The organism is Mesomycoplasma hyorhinis ATCC 17981, assembly GCF_000383515.1.
Lineage (GTDB): Bacteria > Bacillota_I > Bacilli_A > Mycoplasmatales > Metamycoplasmataceae > Mesomycoplasma > Mesomycoplasma hyorhinis.
This window is the reverse complement of sequence record NZ_KB911487.1, coordinates 19,251-38,376: the sequence shown is the minus strand read 5'-3', so window position 1 is coordinate 38,376 and position 19,126 is coordinate 19,251. Positions and strand designations below refer to the sequence as shown.

Below are 19,126 nucleotides of genomic sequence, written 5' to 3'. Positions count from 1 at the left end.
AACTTTACTCATTTGTTTCATTGTTTGAGTTTTCTTTTTCTTCTTTTTGTTCTCTTTTAGCTTTAGATTCTGAAAGAACTTCTTCTAAAATTTGATTTGCTGGTTTTTTCACAACCGCTTCTTTTTCCTTAGTTTCTAAAGGTTTCATATGTTTTACTAAGTAATCAATTTCTTCAGCAACAATTGTTTCTTTTTCTAAAAGTGTATCTTTAATTAATTCTAAAAGATCTAAATTATTTTTAATTATTTCTAATGCTTGAGAATATGCTTTTGAAATAATTTCTCTAACTTGAATATCAATTTCATGTGCAACATTTGAAGAAAATAAAGTATTTTTTGCATAATCACGACCAAGGAAAGGGCTTCCTGTATTTTCTTCATACTGAATTGGACCTAAAGAAGACATTCCATATTCAGTAACCATTTTTCTTGCAATCTTTGTAGCTTTCTCTATATCGTTGGCAGCACCTGTTGAAATTTCATTTTTACCATATTGAATTTCTTCAGAAGCTCTACCACCCATAAAAGTAGCAATTGTAGCTAAAAGTTCGGATTTTGTTGAATTATATTTTTCTTCTTCAGGAAGAATTAAATTATAACCACCTGCTTGACCTCTAGGAATAATAGTAATTTTTTGAACTTTAGCTCCGGCCCTCATTTTAACACCTACTACAGCATGACCTGCTTCATGATAAGCCACCATAGTTCTTTCTGCTTCAGTAATTACTCTGTTTTTCTTTGCCGGTCCACCAATTACTCTATCAATTGCTTCGTCAATTTGTTCATTAGTTATAACATCTGTTTTTTCTCTAACAGAAAGTAAGGTAGCTTCATTAATAACATTTTCTAGTTGTGCACCAGAAAATCCTGGTGTTCTTTTTGCTACATTTGAAAATTGAACACTTGAAGAAATTCTTTTACCTTTAGCGTGTAATTTTAAAATTTCTTCTCTTTCTTTAATATCAGGATAATTTACTATAACTGTTCTATCAAATCTTCCTGGACGCATTAAAGCAGGGTCTAAAACATCTGTTCTGTTAGTTGCAGCAATAATTAATAAACCACTGTTTTCAACCATACCATCCATTTCGACTAGCAATTGATTTAGTGTTTGTTCTCTTTCGTCATTTCCTCCACCAATTCCTGAACCTCTTGAACGACCAATAGCATCTAACTCATCAATAAAAATAATTGCCGGAGCTTCTGCACGTGCATCTTTGAATAATTCTCTAACTCTTTTTGCTCCAACTCCAACGTACAACTCAACAAAATTAGAAGCAGAAATAAAGAAAAATGGAACATTTGCTTCACCAGCTGTTGCTTTTGCAATTAAGGTTTTTCCAGTTCCTGGAGGACCACCTAATAAAATTCCTTTTGGTATTTTTGCTCCAGCTGATGCATATTTTTTAGGATTTCTTAAATAATCAACAAATTCTTCAATTTCTTCTTTTACTTCTATATTTCCAGCAACATCTGAAAATCTTTTATCTGAAGTAATTTTAATAGCTTGGTTTTTCCCTGGATTGAAGAACCCTCCTGCACCTGAATTTGAAGATCTGTAACTTCTTCAAATAAAGTAAAACATAATAATAAAGAAAATATATGGTAGTAAAGGTAAAATATAAGCAACAAAAAAGTTTGGTCTTGTTTTGTCAGTATTAACAACACCTAATTTACCATCTAAAATATTAAAAATATTTGTAACTTGAGTTTTTCAATCAGATCCTAAAACAAAGTTTTTGCTTGAGGCTACTGTTTGTATATTAGCAATAAAATCTTTTAAACTATTTGTATTTTGTAGAACATAAGGGCTTTGTGTAGCTTGTGTAACTTGAACACTTAAAGGAACTTGGCTATCGGCGGAATGAACTAACGATCCTATATATCTATTTATTGTATATGGGTTTGCAATTACTTGATAAATTTCAGGAGCAAAATTCGCAGCTCCAGTATTGTTAACAACTTTAATTCTAAAATTTTCTACATCATAACTAACTGATCAAAAAAAATGTTCATCTATTGTAGATGCAGCGTTTGTTTTGACTTGATTATCAAAATAGCTAATAGATTTAATAATTGGAGACGGCAAAAGAAGACGGTATATAATAAATGCCGCTATTATACCTATAATTATTGCTCCAAAAATGTATCTAAAATAGCTTCTGTTCAAGGGTTTTTTTGCCATAGTAGTTTCCTTTCCTGGTTATTAGTCATAATATTATAAAATAAAAAGAGCTTTTTTGATCTATAAAATTATTCTATATTGTTTTTTAACTAAAAAAACATCTTTTTTTAATAAATATCTTCCTGATCTTTCTTTTGCTAATAAAAAACTCTCTATAGATTTTAATTTATCCTTTGTTATATTTATATCAAAATAATATTTATGAATAAAAAAATATAAAATTTGAGATTTTTGCTTCATTTTTTCAAAAAAACTAATGTCAAAATTGCTTTTTTCTCATTTAGAAAGTAAAAAATTGATTCTAATAAATTTAATTATTTTAATTATATTTAAAAATCTATATTTTAAAATAAATAAATTTTTTCAAATTTTGGATTTTGTTGCTAATTTATGTCTGATTTTATTTCTTTGATAAATATCTTTACTATTTGAAGAATCAATAGCAAAATGAATGTTTTTTTTGTTTAATAAATTAATTATTTCTTCTTTAAAATATTTGAACAAAAAAATTCTGGTGATATTCATATTATAAAGAAAATTTTTCTTCTTTATACCTCAATAATTTACTTCTTTTTTCTTCATTTTCTGAAGAAAAACAGTTTCTATAAAATCATCTTTTTGATGTGCAATTATTAATTGTTTGCAATTGTATTTTTTGTAAATTTGACTAAAAAAATGATAACGAATTAATCTAGCTTGGTGTTGAATATTTTGATAATCTTCATATTTTTTTTCAGATGATAATATTTCTAATTTAATTTTATGTTTTTGGCAAAACTTTTCAACTATTTGTTGATCAACATTTGAATCAGCTCTTAAATGATAATTAACATGAGCAGCCACAATGTTTTTGTTTTTTAATTTGTTCAACAAAAACATTGAATCTGGACCACCACTAACTGCTAGTAATGTTATTTTTTTGTTGATTTTGTTTAACATTAAATTTTTCTATTGCTTTTCGGAAGTCATTATATAAATAATAAAGTAGGATATCTGCACAATCATCAATGACTTTTTTAATTATTGCTTCTTGTATTGGATCAAATGGAGTTAAAACATAATTTTTACTATTTTTATCACGAGAAATACCAATTTTTAGTCTTTTAATTTCTTGAGTTTGTAACATTCTAAAAATATCTTTTAAACCATTATGTCCTGCAGAAGAGCCATTTGTTCTCATAATTGCTTGACCAACATTAAAATCCATATCATCATAAACTATCAAAATATCATCTATATTTATTTTATAAAATTTCACAAGCTCACTAACTAATAATCCTGACTGATTCATATAAGTTAATGGCTTTGCCAAAATATAATCTTGAGTTTTAATAATTAATCCAATAGAACGTCAGTTAATAAAATCAGTTTTTAAGCTTTGAGCTAATTTATCAATAACTCTAAAACCTACATTATGTTTGGTTAATTCATATTGTGGACCTGGATTTCCTAAGCCAACTATTAATTTCATATTTTCCTTCTTTTTTCTTCTTTTTATTGATTTAAATAATCATCTAATATTAATTGAGCAGCTAATTTATCCTTATTTTTTTTTCTTTTTTGTCTACTCAAACCTTGTTCAATCATTATACTATGAGCTTTTTTAGTAGTTTGTCTTTCATCTACTAATTTTATAGGAATATCAAAATGTGTTTTGAAAAGATTGACAAAATAATCAACTCTTTTAGAACTTTTTGTTTGATTTAATTGCATACTTAAAGGATAACCAATTAAAACTAGTTCAATTTCATATTTTTCAAAATAATCTTTTAATTTTTCAATTACTAGTTCAAGTTTATGTTCTTTAAACTGAAAATTTTCAAGTGGTTGAGATGTAATTCTAAGAGCATCAGAAATTGCAAAACCACAACTTTTACTTCCTAAATCTAACGCGATAATCCTTTTCATTTTCGTTGTCTTTTCTTATCGAAATGATTTTTGAATATATTTTCTATTTTACTAATTATTTCTTGATCAAAATGCATTGTTGATGAGTGATCAATTTCAAAAGAAATTGCAAATGAGAATTTAAAAACTTCTGAATCAAAATTGTAAGTTTCTATTTTCATATCTTGAAACATATCATTTTTTAAAATAATGCGAATATCTTTTTCTGCTTGTGCCATATCTTTGGAATAAACTTTTATAATATATTTATTCTTGCTTATTCTTTGACCAAATATAAAAATTGCATTTGGATTTAAAACAATACCAACTAAAACTAAATAATTTAAATCTATTAATTCAGAAACACTAATGTCAATAAAGATATCAAACTTAGCATTATTTACATAATTGTTTTTTTCAATAGCATATGTAATTTTGCTATAAGAAAGTATTACTTTTAAAAATTGAGAAGCGATATCATTTTTGTCAAGAATTGATTTAAAAAATTCTCGATTATTGTACAAATTATTAAAGTGTTTAATTTGAATATCATCTAATAAGTCGTGATTTTTCTTTATTAAAAAGTGATTTACTAAAGTCTGATTTTCTGATTGCTTTCTTGTTTTTATTTGATTTACTAATTCAACATATACAGGTGTTTCTTCATAATCCAAATCAGAATTTATATAGGGATTAGATCAGAAATTTTTAATGTTTTCTTGAATTTGAATATTCAAAATATTCATATATTCTTGGTTAAACACAGATTTTTTTTCTGTCTTTCAGCCAAAACAAAATTCTGTTTTATTATAGGCTACTAATGTAATAGGTAATTCTAAATCCAGATATTTACCTTCTTTTTCTTGAAGCAAATGAATAAAACTATTTTTACAAATTCCAACTACATCAGCTATAACTTCATTATTTTGAATTATCTTACCTAATAATTTATTTTGTGGACTAAAAATAGTTTTTTCTAAAATAACTGTATAAAGTTGAACTCCATTTTCGTCTGTTGGAAATGCATCAGTAATTCTAATATTTTCTAAAAAACAAGATTCTACAAATTCAGTTTTTGCTATTCTTTCTTTGCCAAAAAACATTCAACTTAAATCACAAAGGTACTTAAATCTATCTTCCATAATAATGCCTTGATTTTATAATGTTCTAATTATATATTTAATAATGTAAAAAAATAATATTTGAAAAAATCCTTCTTTTATGAAGGATTTTGTAATATTTGTTTGATTTTAGAAACCACTTCAGGTTCTCAAACCATATTAGCTTGGACTAAAATATCACTTCCACCACCTTTAATTGAATTTAGTGAGTTTAGTTCTTCAAAAATATTGCGAGATTGCTTGTTTTTTGAAGCAATTGTGATTAATAAACGCATATTTTGATGTTGTCCTAAAACAAAATCTATATTAGTATATTTTTCTCTTAGATTTACTGCTAGTAGTTTTAAATTATGAACACTATCTACATTTAAATCAAGATAAATTTGTCTATTTTCTAATTCTAAAATATTAGCTGAATCAAGTTTAAATTCTACATTTTCCTTTGCTAATGAAGCTTTTTTTTGCAATATTTTATTATCAGCTTTTGCTTTTTCAAGATATTGTTCGATTTCGTTTAGCCTTAATTCTCAATCATCACTAAAATTCAAGGAAGAAACCCCACGATATGTAGAATCTAATTGATGATTTTTATCTCATAATTTCATAAGAGTGTCTCAATGCTCTTTAAAAGCTTCAAAACAATATGAAGAAATTTTTTCATTTGTTGTAATTGCTCTAATTCTGAAAACTCCACTTCCTTTATTTTGACAAGAAACTATTTTAAATCTTTCAATTAAACTAGTTTTTGCTATATGGGTACCACCACATAAATCAGTTGTAATCCCTTTAAATTGAACTAATCTAACATTTTTAGGGTCCATATATTCTGCTTCTTCAAGTGTCATAACAGCGTTTAATTTTTCAGCTTCTTTGATTGAAGTTTCTAAATAATGTCTTTCAACATCTTCTTTTATATAAGAATTTACACGATTTTGAATTTGATTTAATTCTTTTTGAGTAGGTTTTTTATCTAAAGGAAAATCAAAAGTTAATCTTTCTTCATTGTTATCAGAACCTAATTGTTTTATTTGTGCTCCGTATTGTTCTCTTAATGATTTAAAAAGAAGGTGAGTTGAAGAATGATTTCTTTCAAGATTTCTTCTGTTTACTTCATCAACTTCAAGAAATACTTCTTGATTTTTGTCTAAAACACCTTCAAGAACATGAACATGATTTAAAAATTTGTCTTTGAACACTTGTTTAATTTTAATTTTATTATTGTTTTGAACTATTCAACCTTGATCGTGTTTTTGACCACCTGCAGTAGCGTAAAAAGGAGTTTGATCAAAAATCACATAAGATTCTTGATGCTCTGAAGATTGTTCGATTTCTTGTTCTTCATCAGCTAAAAATACTATTTTTGCTTTAGCTTTTAAATGGGAATAACCTATAAATTGTGAAATTTGATCCTTAACTAATGCTAATGAATTAACAGTTTTTTTCATTCCTAATTTTTTTTCACCCATAGAAAGTTGAGCATGTCTTTCTTGATAAATTTTAAATTGATCCATATCTAATTCAATATTTTTTTCAGCAAGAATTTCTTGAGTTAATTCAATTGGAAAACCAAAAGTTTCAAAAAGTTTAAAAGCCACAGCAAAATCAAATTGTTTATTATTTTTTTCAATTTCTTTTTGAAGTAATATTTCACCATTTTCAATGGTTTTTTCAAAAAGTAATTCTTCTTTTTTGATTACTTCACTTACTCTGTCAACATCAATGTCATAAATTAAAGTGTTTTTAACAACATTAACTAATTTATATAAAAATGCTTCTTTAATTCCTAGTTTTTTCCCTGTTCTATATGCTCTTCTTATTAGTCGTCTTATGATATAACCTCTAAAGGTATTTGAAGGTTCAACACCGTCATTTATGGCATTTACAACAGCTCTAATGTGATCAGCAATTATTTTAAAATATGAATTAATTTTTGATTTTTTTTCTTCTTTTTTGAAGTAATTTTCAATATCATATCTAAAAGAAGCCATTTTTTCTATTTGATGAATAATAGGAAGAAATAAATCAGTATCAAAGTTAGTTGGTCCATCTTGTAAAATGGAAACAATTCTTTCTAAACCTGCACCAGTATCAATATTTTTACTAATTAAAGGTGTGTAATTATTTTCTCCATCGTTATTAAATTGTGAAAAAACAATGTTCCAGATTTCAATAAATCTATCATTTTCAATGTCTTCTTTTAATAATTCAATGCCTCTTGAATCATACTTTGAACCACGATCGTAGAAAATTTCTGTACAAGGACCACAAGGACCAAGACCCATATCTCAAAAATTAGTTTTTCTATTTCCTGCTATTAAATGTTCTTCTTTTATTCCTAATTTTAATCAATATTCTTTAGTATCTAAATCTTCCAAAAAATAAGTAAAATAGAGCTTATTAACGTCAAATTTTAAAACTTTAGTAAGAAACTCAAAAGCATATTCAATTGCTTCTTTTTTGAAGTAATCTCCAATAGAAAAATTTCCTAGCATTTCAAACATTGTATGATGTCTGGAAGTAATTCCCACATTTTCAATATCGTTAGTTCTTAAAGATTTTTGCGAATTAGTAAGTCTTTTGCTAGGTGGTACTTTTTTACCTGAAAAATAATCTTTTAGAGTTGCAACACCTGAATTTATCCACAATAACGAAGGATCGTTTTCAGGAACTAAAGATTTACTTTCGACTTCTAAATGGTTTTTAGATTTAAAAAAGTCAAGTCATAATTGTCTAATTTGTTTTGAAGTTAATTTTGAGTTCATAATTTCCTTTAACTTTTTATTTAAATTTTAGCAAATAAAATCTACTAAAACATTAAGTTCAGTAGATTTTATTTTATTATTGGTTTGTTTTTATAATATCAGATACATCAATCGATGATGTTACCTTGAATGAAACAGGCGAAGCAGACGTACTAGAAAGTTCCTTTAGTGTAGAAAAATGATCTAATGCGAGAGGATAAATATTAATATCTGAATTAATATTTAACAGATATTTATCGTTTTGTTTTTCAATTTTAAAAGTACTAGAATCAGCTACAGAATTGGAATTTATAAAGGAAATTAAAGGATAAATAATAAATTTTTCTTTTGGTTTTTTAGGGTCAGATGCTTGATAGTCAGAAATTTTAAAATTATTTAATGAGTAAACTTTTTCTGTTTCTGGGAAAGTTAGTGAAAGGTTATCGATAATAAAATTTTTTAGAACATTTAATTGATCATTATCTGTTATATTTACACTGTTTTTAGTTTCTAATTCTGTTTTGTATTTTTTGACAAGTTGTTCGAATGTGTTTGTTTTTTTAAGGTCAGATGAAGAAGGATTTAATTCAAATTTAAAATCAGATTTTGGATTTCATTTTCTAAAATTGTCAAAATAGTATTGTTTGTAATAAACAGGTTCGTTGTCTTCAAATGTGTACAACTTAACTTCTAGCCATAACTCACCTGTAAAATCATTGAACTTAACTTTATCAATTTTAATTTGATACTGTCTGTTTCTATCATTATTTGTATCTGCTTGTTTTACTTTAACAAATTGGTCTGTTAAACCTAAGTTAATACTTGGAATTGAAGGTATATTTATGATGCTTTCCTCAGAATTATACAGTTTATTAAATACACCTTGTATTGCATTAGAAAACAATAAACTAAAAACTACAAAAGAAGGAAAAAGTTGTTTTAATTCAGCAACTGGAGTTTGCACTAGTATATTTGGTTCTAAAGCTTGTAATTTCTCTACTTTTGGATTTTTTCAATAAATATTGATATTTTTTTGCTTTGAAAATGAAGGATTTTCTTTAGAAATAACAGTTAATTTTACATTTTTAAGTATCTTGCTAGTTTTATCTTCTTCAGCGCTTGTAAAATCTAATTTTGCATCATATTTTTGTTTAAATTTTTCATCATTTGTAGTTAATTTAGATACGAAATTACTATAGTCAAAATTTTTGTATTCATCTGATTTGAACTTATTTAAAGCGGTTGTAGTGTCTAAAGATTTTGGTGTATGAGCAATTAAAAAGTCATTATCTAAATTAAAAAAATCTATTTCTAGATTATTTTGAATCTCTTTATTTTTCTTTTCTTCTGCTAATAATTCTTCTTTAGTTTTGGTGATTGGACTTCTTTTTTCTTCTTTTGGTGGATTTGCTTTTACTTTAGATTTGTTTTCATCAACTTTATTTATTGGAACTACTTTTTTATCTTGTTCTAGCATCATACCCATATCATTTATAGGATTTGTTGGAGATTTTACTTTATTATCTGTAACTCCTGCTTCTGGGGAATTATTATTTGTATTTCCTACCATAGTGTTTCCTTGTTCTTGTGATTCATCTTTTTTTCTATTATTTAAATCAGAACTTTGATTTGCTGATGAATCTTCAGGCTTGGTATTATCTATTGGTTGTGTGCCTACAGGAGTAGTTTGATTTTTACCACAAGAAATAGCTAATAAAATTGTTGAAAATGCTAAAGTTGATATTAAATAAAGTTTCTTTTTTTTCATAGTGCAATAAATTATAAATTATATTTGTTAATTTGAAGTTTTTTTAAGCGCTCTTAGTTGTTCTAAATGATATTCTTTGGCTGTTTTTATGTCAGAATTTGTCAATTCATTATTCTTTGATTGAATTACTAATCGAATTTCTTTTACTATTTCAACAAAACCTAAAAGAGTTCCTTCAATTTGAAGTAAATCAAACAAAATTAGTTCTGCAATTGAAGGTTTTTTAAAGTCTATTTTTAAAATTCCGTGGTACTTTTCTGAATCTTTTGTTGATAAAAAGTTGGCTATATAAATTCCCGTGTGTAATTTTTCAATTTCATCAGGTCACTGAAATTTTTTCTCAGAATCTAAAGTTACTTTTATTTTATAGTTTTCTGTAAGTAGTGAATTAAGTAAACTAATTTCTCCAAAATTTAAATTTTCTTTCAAAAATTTTGTAGAAATTTTTATTCCTTGTTGGCTGTCTTTTATGTGTTCTATTATATGGGTGTTTTGAAAATATTCCTTTAAAATTGAAGCATTTCACTGCCCAAAGCGACCGAATTTAAAGTCTTTACCAATAACAAAAGAGCTAGCACCTGAATTGATTAAAGAATCTATAAAATTATTGCCAGTCATATTTTGAATCTCTTCATTAAAATCTATAAGCAAAATATTTTTAATTTCTTGATTTGCTAAAGCATAAATTCTGGAATCCAAATCAGAAAATACAAATCCATTGCTTTTAGGTAATTTAATTGGATTTTTAATCATACACACAACTACTGTATCTGATAGTTCTTTGGCTTTTTGAATTAATTTTTGATGACCAATGTGAAAAGATTCAAAAGAACCTAAAACAAAAGTAGCGTTGTTAAATTTAAAATTCGAATCTAAAGGATAAGAATAAATTTTTGTCATAATAATATTTAGTTTATTAGTTTTAACTCTTTTGCTTTTTTGTATACTCCAAGATCTCTAGTATCTTCTGCAATGTCTTTTGCAACGCTTTTTACTTCATCTAAAGCATTTGCCATTGCAACTCCATAACCAACATCTCTAATCATTTCGACATCGTTAGAAGAATCTCCAAAAGCGATAATTTGATCTTTAGTAAATCCTAAAAGAGTTGCTAAAAAAATTAAAGTAATACTTTTTTTAATATTAACTGGGGAAATAAAAAAACCGTATGTTCATCTTGAACTAATTTCTGCTTGAATATTTTTTTCCTTTAAAAATGAAGCAAAATTTTTCATAATCTCAGGATTTGGATACTTTTCTTTAATAGTAATAATATGTAGTGGAGTATCTCCAGTGTAATCATTTATTGACTTCATTTTATGTTGATGTTTTGATAAAAATGGTGAATCTAAATCTGAATGTCCATCGGAATAATATATATGTTTATGATCCATTATTACAAATTCTACATTTTGTTGATATGCAAATTCTTCAATTAATTTAAAATCACTAAAACTAATTTCCTTTTCTCAGATTATTTTTTTTCTTGCAAAATCGTAAATAAATGCACCATTTGCTCCAATAAAATAATCAATATTTGGTGTATTAATATGACGTCCAATAGTTACTAAATCTCTACCAGTTACTAATACAGTTTTAATATTATTTTGTTGAAGTTGAGAAAACATATCGATTATTTCACTTGGAATATCTTTATAACCCGAAGGTAAAATTGTATCATCAATATCTGTGGCAAATATTTTTATATTTTTACTTATCATTTTTATTTCCTTGTTCTTTTAATATTATTTTTATCTTATTACCAAAAAGTTTTGTGGACTTTAAAGTTTTGTTTTTAATTGTTGCAATACCTACTGCCTGATTTTGAATTACTAATAAAGTTTCTTCTGGATCTTTGTAATTTTGTTCAAAAGAAACAACCTTGCCTTGCATAAGTTGTTGTAATTGAAATTTGTCTATTTTGGTTTGACTCAAATGTATTAAATCTAAAACATTTAAATCTTGATTTAAAAAAGAAAAATCTAAAAAATTTATTTTAGTTCTTGTTAATTCTACCATAATTGCACCAATTTTCAACATCTGACCTAAATCGTGAACTAAAGTTCTTATATATGTTCCTCTTGAGACTCTAAATTGTAATTCAAGTGTTTGTTGGTTGTAATCAAAATTTAAAATATTATATTCTAATACCTTTATTTTTATAGGTTTTAAATCCAAAAACTTGTTTTGTCTAGCTAAATCATATGAACGTTGACCATTAACTTTTTTAGCTGAAAAAACTGGAGGTAGCTGTTCTTCTTTAGCAACTAAAATTTTTAATTGTTCTTCTATTTGTTTTAAAGTTACTTTATTTTGAGAAAATTCTTCTATTTTACCTTCAATATCGTACGTGTCTGAAGTAAAACCAAATTTTAATTTAACAACATATTCTTTGTCTTGTGTGTCGATATAAGGTATAAATTTTGTGTCTTCATCCGTTGCTATTAACATTAGCCCAGACGCTAAAGGATCTAATGTTCCAGTGTGTCCGATTTTTTTAATATGATTTTCTCTAGCATAGTTTTTAATAAACTTAAATGATGTAATATTAGTTGGTTTATAAAGCAATTTAATCATAGATAACCTTTAAAAAGAAAGAAAAACCAAGCATTTAGCTTGGTTTTGTTCTTGACAGTGAAAATTCAAGAAAGGAGGTGAATTCTACATTTGGTGCGCAAGAAGGGACTTGAACCCTTACGCTATAAAGCACTAGAGCCTAAATCTAGCGTGTCTGCCAATTTCACCACTCGCGCTTAATTGTATGTTTTATAGGAATCGAACCTAATTAAAACTACCAAGTAACATAAATGGTGCCGTCTATAGGATTTGAACCTACGACCTACTGCTTACAAGGCAGTTGCTCTGCCAACTGAGCTAAGACGGCATATGGTGGAAGATGAGGGGATCGAACCCACGACCCTCGCCTTGTAAGGGCGATGCTCTCCCAGCTGAGCTAATCTTCCTAAAATGGTGACCCGTACGGGAATCGAACCCGTGAATCCATGGATGAAAACCATGTGTGTTAACCGCTTCACCAACGGGCCAATATGGCGCCGATTGCGGGGATCGAACCTGCGACCAACTGGTTAACAGCCAGCTGCTCTACCGCTGAGCTAAATCGGCTTTTTGCTATTTCTAGCACATATTGAAGTTAAAGAAATTTATTTTTGTAGACCTTCAATAACTTTTTTACCTTTATAGAAACCACAATTTGAACATACATGGTGAGGTAATGATTTTCCTGAACAAGTTCCACAAGTTACTAAAGTTGGTGATGTTAATACATCATGAGTTCTTCTTTTGTGTTTACGTTGTTTTGATGTTTTACGCTTTGGTACTATTGCCATTATCTCTCCTTTGTGTTTCTAATTTGAAAAAGCATTATGATTATAACAAAATTTTTTATTTTTGTAAAATTTTATTAAATTTCTTTTCAATGTGAATAGGTAAGAATAATTATAACATGTTTTCGTAAATTTTGTTAATAAATTCTATAGATTTTTCATTACACACTAAATGCAATGTAATTTTTTGTTTTTCATCTATATTTATAGAATCTTTTAAGCTGATGGAAAAAATTCCTGGAATATCTTTTAATTTGTTTATTTCTTCTTCTATAGATTGATGTTTATTTAAAGTAAAAGTAATATCTCTTATTTTTAATTCATTAGAATCATATGAATTAAATTTAATATTTTTTACAAATTTTTTAATTGCATCTAAATTAATTTCTAGATAAAATGCATCTACTAATTTTAATTTTGGATGTGGTTTACCTATTCAACCTAATTGTTGATTATTGTAATATATTTTTGCAGAAACTCCATTATGAAATTGTTCTGAATTTGTTCTTATGAACTCAAAATCGAGAGAAAATAAATCAAACAATTTTTGTTTTAATTCAAAAAAATTAAATTCAGTAGAAGCTAAAATCAAAGTACTGATTTCTGAATTAATCATACCGATTTCAAATAAACTAATTTTAGACATTTTTCTTTTGATATTATGTTCTAAAGCTTCAGAAATTGAAATAGCTTGTGTGTTTCTAATTGTTTCTCTTTCTTTAGATAAGAAGGTTTTTAGATTTATTTGTTCGGGAAAATCAAAGGGATTAAATTCATTTTTTTGTTTAGAAATTAAAGTATAGGTTTTAATTTCGTTAAAGCCTAAAACTTTTACTTGTTCTTTTAAAGTATCAGTTTTTTCAATTTTAAAAACTGTATTTTTAGGAACTGTTGGTTCTAGTTTTGTGTAACCATAAAATCTTAAAATTTCTTCTAAAAGATCTTCATTTAATTCAATATCATATCTATATGTAGGTATTTTTACTTTTTTGTTTCTGAAATCAAATTCAAAACCTAAAGATTTTAAAGAAAATATAGTATTTTTAAACTCAGGATCACAGCAGAATTTAACACCGGCAATGTGTTGCATTTTATGAATGTTTAATTCTATTTCTTGTTTTTGAATTTCATTTAAATTTATTGAAAAAGAATAATTATTTAAATGTGATTTTAAAAATTTGTGCGCAAGATTAATAGAACCATAAGCAAAATTTTTAATAGCTCTATTAGAAGTGGAGTTAGAAACTTCTAATTCTTTTACAGTTTTTCTTGTTTGTGTAGTATCAAAAATTCCAATTTCAAATAGAACATTTTTGCTATCAGAATCTACTGCATTTTTTTCTAAACCAATTACCGCTGGAAAAGCTAAAACTTCTTCATTTTCGTTGATAATAACTAAAGAATTAGAAACTTTTACTTCTTTGTTTCCTAAAATAGTTTCGATAATACTTGATTTTATAGCTGGTTTTAAAATTTTTGTAGTTTTTAATTTGTCAACATCATAAACATGAACGGGTTGACCTGTCATAATTAAAGTAAGATTTGTCAAATCGACAATAGGATTTACAAGTTTAATTGAAGATTTTAATAAAAGTAATTTGTCTTGAATACTGAGTTTAAAATCATTGTCAATTTTAGCTTCTATTCCTGTTAGTTTATTATCTAAAAAGTCTTCAAAAATGAAGTCTGATTTAAAGCTAGGTTTGGTTTTTATAGACAATTTTGAAGTTGTAGTTCTAAAGTAAGCTGCCAATTCCTTCGCCATTATTAAGTAAGAATTTGCATCTGCACGATTAGCTAAAATTTTGATATCTAATAGGTAATCATCTAAGTCGAAAAAATCTAAAGGATCTAAAGATAAATCTACTTTTTTAAAGCTAAAAATTCCTTCTGCTACTTCTTTTGAAACTAAAGAATCATCAAAACCTAATTCATTTAAGGACACCAACATTCCTTCAGAAATGATTCCTTTTAATTCCTTAGCACCAAAAGTAATATCACCACTAGAAGTTCCTGGAACAAAAGCCATAACATAATCATTTTGCTTTAAATTTGTAGCTCTTGTCTGAATAGTTCTTTGTTTATCTTCAAATTCTATTTTACAAACTGTTAAATTATCAGCGTTTGGATTTTTGTAAAGTTCAATAATGTGCCCAAATTTAATACCTTGAATGTTGTTTAATTTTGTAGCAGATTCTAGTTCAAAACCAATGGAATTTATAGCTTTTGTAATGTCTTCTAAAGAAATATGTTTGTCTAAATTAGCTAATTGTTTTAATTTTTTGAGTGAAAAAATCATTGTAAATCCTTTTATTTAAATTGTTTTAAAAAACGTAAATCATTTTTATAAAGTTCTCTAATATCTTCAATTCCGTATTTAATCATAGCAAGTCTTTCAAGACCAACACCTGCTGCTATGGCTCTAAAATTATTTGTATAACCAGCTTTTTTAAGCACATTTGGATGAATCATTCCTGAACCTAAAATCTCAATTCATCTGTTTTTGTAAAAAATATCTACTTCTAAAGAAGGTTCTGTGAAAGGAAAAAAAGATGGTCTAAATTTAAATTCTAAATCTGTTTCAAAAACATAAGTTAAGAAGCTTTTTAAGGTTCCAATTAAATCAGTAATAGTTAAATTACCTACAGAAATAAAGTCTAATTGACTAAATTGATGTGAATGTGTTTGATCATCTTCATCATTTCGATAAACTTTACCCATACAAAATTGACTAAATGCTTTGTTTTTATTAATTTCTAACATTCTTGCACTAACACCGGTATTATGAGTTCTTAATAAATGTTTTTCATCTATATACAGACTATCTTGCATGTCACGAGCTGGATGATTTTTTGGAATATTTAGTCTTTCGAAATTGTATTCATCATTTTCAATTTCACTTGCTTTAACTTCAAAATAACCATTTGCTAAAAATCATTCTCTAATTCGTGTTTCAATTAAAGTTAATGGATGCAAACTAGCAAAACTATTAGTTGGTAAATTTATATCAATTCATTCTTTTTGAATTTGTTCATTTATTCTTTTTTCTTCAAGTAATTTTGCTTGATTTGCAAAGAAAGTTTCAGCTTCTTGTCTTATTTGACTAATTTGTTTTCCCAGTTCTTTTTTTTCTTCATTTGAAACAGATTTTAGTTGATTTTGTAATTTTGCTAAATAGCTATCTTTACCAAAAAAAGCATTTTTGGCTAATTTTAAATCTTCTAAATTGTTAATGACAAACTTATTTAGTACTTTCTTATAATCCATTATTTCCTTCATTTTTCTTTATATTATCTCAATATTTTTTAAATTTTACTTCAGCTTGAGAATTTGAGTATGTAAATAATACTTGATTTTTTAATTTATCTGGCATATATTGTTGAAAAATTCAGTGATTTTCAAAATCATGTGGATATTTATAGCCAACACCGCGATTTAATTTTGCAGCAGATTGATAATGTGAATCACGTAAATGATTTGGCGGGGTATAAATTTGGTTTGAATTTATCAACTCTTGTGCCTTTTCAAAAGCTAAATATGTCGAGTTTGATTTTGGACTTAAAGCAATTTCACAAATAATATGAGCAAGAGGTAGTTTCATTTCTGGCATACCCAATCTTTCCATTGCTCAAATTGCACTTTGAACTTTTATAGAAAGCAAAGGATTAGCTAGACCTATATCTTCATGAACAACAGCAATAAGTCTTCTGATTAAGCCGTCAATGTCTCCTGAGTGTAATATTATTGCTCCATAATAAAGTGAAGCATCCTCATCAGAACCTCTTAATGATTTATGGAAAGCACTTAAATAATCATAGTGGTTATCACCTTTTTCATCTGAATAAAAATTCATTGATGGAATAATGGCTTTTATGTCTTCTTTTTCTATGTTTTTCTTCTTATTTAGCTTCAAAATTAAAGATAAATTATTCAAAGATTGTCTAAGATCGCCATTTGAATGCCTGATAATAAATTTAAGTAAACTATCGTCTATGATTTGACTTAAATTGTTATTTTTTAAGTATAAACTTAGTCTTAAAAATATATCTTCAAAACTTAGAGGTTTAAATTCTAAAAGATAAGTTCTACTTCTTATTGCAGGCACTATTTTAAAAAAAGGATTTTCTGTTGTGCAAAGATAAAAAGTTGTTTCACCCTGTTCTAAATGCGATAGTAAAATGTCTTGTTTATCTTTATTGAGTCTGTGTACCTCATCTATAATTACAACTTGATTATCCTTTATTTTCTGAAGCAAATCAGATTTATTTTCTATAGTAGCATTAAAAATATCAAATTTTAAATTCAAATTTTTGGCTAATAAAATTGCTAAAGAAGTTTTTCCTGTTCCTGAAGGTCCATAGAAAATAAAAGAAGATTTATCTTGTGTTTGTATAAGTTTTTCGAGTAATGTTCTTAAATGTGGCTGACCAACAAATTCTTCTAAATTTTCTGGTCTTAATTTAGTTGCTATCATCTTCTGCTATAGAATCTATTTTTTTCAACAATGATTTTTTTATTGTTAATTCTTCTAATTTATTTTTGAATTGATTGAAATATTTTACAAATTTATCATTGAGAATTTCTTTTAATTTTTCAAGAGCTTTTTCAATACTATCAACTTGCTTAATCATATCAGGAAGTTGTTTATCTACCTTATCAACTAATTTTTCAATTGAGTCTTTTTTAAAGGTTTCAAATTCTTTTTGTATTTCTTCTTTTGCTTTAAAGTTTAATTCAACATTTGTAAGTTCACTTTCTTTTTGTGCGAAGTGAAATAAAACATTAATTAATAAAATAAAGTATTGAGGTCTACATACATACATATTTTTGTATTCAGATACTGACTTAATGGAAAACTCATCTTTTTCTTCTAATTCAGTTACTAAAATAGCATATTTAGATTTTTGTTGTTCTCTATTTCTATCTAATTTCTTATAAAATGAAGAATTTTTTTGTGAACCTGAAGTAGATTCAGATTTTGCTTCAATAGTAATAGTTTCTTGAATATTTTCTTTTTTAACAGTTGAGAAAAAATTAAATTTTATTAATGCATCTGCTTTTTCATTATTAGCATCATTTTTAGTCATTTTTTCATATGTAACTGTTTCATTTAAATTAGAAAAACTTTCATAAAAAGTTTTTTGTAATCAGTTTTCGAAATCTTCACCAATTCGTTTTGAATTTGTATGTTGTCTTCTATCTAATTTATCTCGAAGTTCTTGAATAGCTTCTTCTTTTTCTTTCAAATTTTGTTCGTATTTTGCTATTTCTTGTTCTTTTAGTTCTTTTCAATCTTGTCTAGATTGTTCTAGTTGTTTGTCGAAAAATTCTTCTCTTTCTTTATGGATTTGTTTTTCAAGTTCTTCTTTTTTTTCTAAATATTTTTGGGTTGCTCTAGATTCGGAGCTTTCCGATAGTGCTTTTTTGTCTCTCTCAAAATTATTTTTTAAATTCTCTTCTTTTTGTTGAAAGTGTTTTTTTAAATCTTCTTCTTTTTCTTGGAAGCGTTTTTGTAAATCATCTTCTTTTTCTTGAAGAGAATTAGTTAAATTGTTTAATTTATCTTTTAAGCTAATAATTTCGAGATCTTTTTTATCTAATTCAATTTTTTGTCCGCTTTCTAAATTTGCAATTTTATTTTTAGAAGCGTTTTCGGATGTTCTCAAATTATTTATTTGTTCTCTTAATCTATTGACTTCTGGATCGTTTAATAAAAATTCTTGTCTTAAGTCTTCTTTTTTCTTGCCAGATATGTATTTATCTATGTTTTGTTCAATTATTGATTCGATTGATTGTAATCAGTCTCTATCTTCGTCTGTTAGTGTAAATATATCGCCTTTTTTTGCATCCTCTAACAATTCAAATGTTAAACTTTCTTTATCAACTAATTTAACTTTAATTTTTTTACTCATAATTTCTTATTTTATAATAAAAATAAAAATAAAAAAGTGCATAAATGCACTTAATTATATTATTATTTTTTATACTTGAGCTGCTTTTTTGGCTGCTGCTTTTTTGGCTAATTTAGAAGTTTTTAATCTTCTTTCTTCTTTTCTTTTAGCCATTTCTAGTCTTCTAAC

15 protein-coding genes and 5 tRNA genes are annotated in these 19,126 nt (G+C 26.2%); all 20 read right to left on the bottom strand.

All coding sequences use genetic code 4. The features are described from left to right. Window positions 1–4 precede the first annotated feature (4 nt). Window positions 5–2,185 (bottom strand): ATP-dependent zinc metalloprotease FtsH, encoded by a 2,181-nt coding sequence (gene ftsH / locus F801_RS0101155; RefSeq protein WP_014335671.1) that lies wholly within the window; start codon window positions 2,183–2,185, stop codon window positions 5–7. 60 nt (window positions 2,186–2,245) lie between these two features. Then, a complete protein-coding gene (tilS, locus tag F801_RS0101150; RefSeq protein WP_013302353.1) occupies window positions 2,246–3,124 on the bottom strand; it encodes a tRNA lysidine(34) synthetase TilS in 879 nt (292 codons plus the stop codon). Next, window positions 3,081–3,656: an aminoacyl-tRNA hydrolase gene (gene pth, locus F801_RS0101145; RefSeq protein WP_013302354.1), complete on the bottom strand. Its 576-nt coding sequence runs from the start codon at window positions 3,654–3,656 to the stop codon at window positions 3,081–3,083. The genes tilS and pth overlap by 44 nt, the downstream gene beginning before the upstream one ends. A 23-nt stretch (window positions 3,657–3,679) precedes the next feature. Continuing rightward, entirely contained in the window at window positions 3,680–4,093 is a 414-nt protein-coding gene (gene ruvX, locus F801_RS0101140; protein ID WP_013302355.1) for a Holliday junction resolvase RuvX, read from the bottom strand. Further along, window positions 4,072–5,214, bottom strand: coding sequence for a hypothetical protein (locus tag F801_RS0101135; RefSeq protein ID WP_014335672.1), 1,143 nt, complete (start codon window positions 5,212–5,214; stop codon window positions 4,072–4,074). The genes ruvX and F801_RS0101135 overlap by 22 nt, the downstream gene beginning before the upstream one ends. Before the next feature lie 77 nt (window positions 5,215–5,291). Then, window positions 5,292–7,955, bottom strand: coding sequence for an alanine--tRNA ligase (gene alaS / locus F801_RS0101130; RefSeq protein WP_020104521.1), 2,664 nt, complete (start codon window positions 7,953–7,955; stop codon window positions 5,292–5,294). Window positions 7,956–8,031: 76 nt separating this feature from the next. Further along, complete coding sequence (locus tag F801_RS0101125; protein ID WP_020104520.1) at window positions 8,032–9,702, bottom strand: LppA-related lipoprotein; 1,671 nt, start codon at window positions 9,700–9,702, stop codon at window positions 8,032–8,034. A gap of 27 nt (window positions 9,703–9,729) precedes the next feature. After that, entirely contained in the window at window positions 9,730–10,602 is an 873-nt protein-coding gene (locus F801_RS0101120) for an FAD synthase (protein ID WP_014335675.1), read from the bottom strand. 8 nt (window positions 10,603–10,610) lie between these two features. Continuing rightward, complete coding sequence (locus F801_RS0101115; RefSeq protein WP_020104519.1) at window positions 10,611–11,423, bottom strand: YcsE-related riboflavin metabolism phosphatase; 813 nt, start codon at window positions 11,421–11,423, stop codon at window positions 10,611–10,613. Beyond that, window positions 11,413–12,279, bottom strand: coding sequence for a tRNA pseudouridine(55) synthase TruB (gene truB, locus F801_RS0101110; RefSeq protein WP_020104518.1), 867 nt, complete (start codon window positions 12,277–12,279; stop codon window positions 11,413–11,415). The genes F801_RS0101115 and truB overlap by 11 nt, the downstream gene beginning before the upstream one ends. 91 nt (window positions 12,280–12,370) lie before the next feature. Then, window positions 12,371–12,455: transfer RNA gene (locus tag F801_RS0101105), tRNA-Leu, on the bottom strand. 55 nt (window positions 12,456–12,510) lie between these two features. After that, window positions 12,511–12,586, bottom strand: a tRNA-Thr gene (locus F801_RS0101100). 3 nt (window positions 12,587–12,589) lie between these two features. After that, window positions 12,590–12,665: transfer RNA gene (locus tag F801_RS0101095), tRNA-Val, on the bottom strand. A gap of 5 nt (window positions 12,666–12,670) precedes the next feature. Then, window positions 12,671–12,746, bottom strand: a tRNA-Glu gene (locus tag F801_RS0101090). Window positions 12,747–12,750: 4 nt separating this feature from the next. Further along, a tRNA-Asn gene (locus tag F801_RS0101085) sits at window positions 12,751–12,825 on the bottom strand. A gap of 38 nt (window positions 12,826–12,863) precedes the next feature. Beyond that, complete coding sequence (rpmF, locus tag F801_RS0101080) at window positions 12,864–13,049, bottom strand: 50S ribosomal protein L32 (protein WP_020104517.1); 186 nt, start codon at window positions 13,047–13,049, stop codon at window positions 12,864–12,866. 109 nt (window positions 13,050–13,158) lie between these two features. Beyond that, entirely contained in the window at window positions 13,159–15,345 is a 2,187-nt protein-coding gene (locus F801_RS0101075; protein WP_020104516.1) for a phenylalanine--tRNA ligase subunit beta, read from the bottom strand. An 11-nt stretch (window positions 15,346–15,356) separates the two neighbouring features. Beyond that, window positions 15,357–16,313, bottom strand: a complete 957-nt coding sequence (pheS, locus tag F801_RS0101070; RefSeq protein ID WP_020104515.1) for a phenylalanine--tRNA ligase subunit alpha — start codon at window positions 16,311–16,313, stop codon at window positions 15,357–15,359. After that, window positions 16,303–17,520 carry a replication-associated recombination protein A gene (locus tag F801_RS0101065; RefSeq protein WP_015084254.1) on the bottom strand — a complete coding sequence of 406 codons (1,218 nt, stop codon included), beginning with the start codon at window positions 17,518–17,520 and terminating at the stop codon, window positions 16,303–16,305. Before F801_RS0101065 ends, pheS begins: the two co-directional genes overlap by 11 nt. Continuing rightward, a complete protein-coding gene (locus F801_RS0101060; RefSeq protein WP_015084255.1) occupies window positions 17,507–18,958 on the bottom strand; it encodes a DUF2130 domain-containing protein in 1,452 nt (483 codons plus the stop codon). The genes F801_RS0101065 and F801_RS0101060 overlap by 14 nt, the downstream gene beginning before the upstream one ends. Window positions 18,959–19,126: the final 168 nt, after the last annotated feature.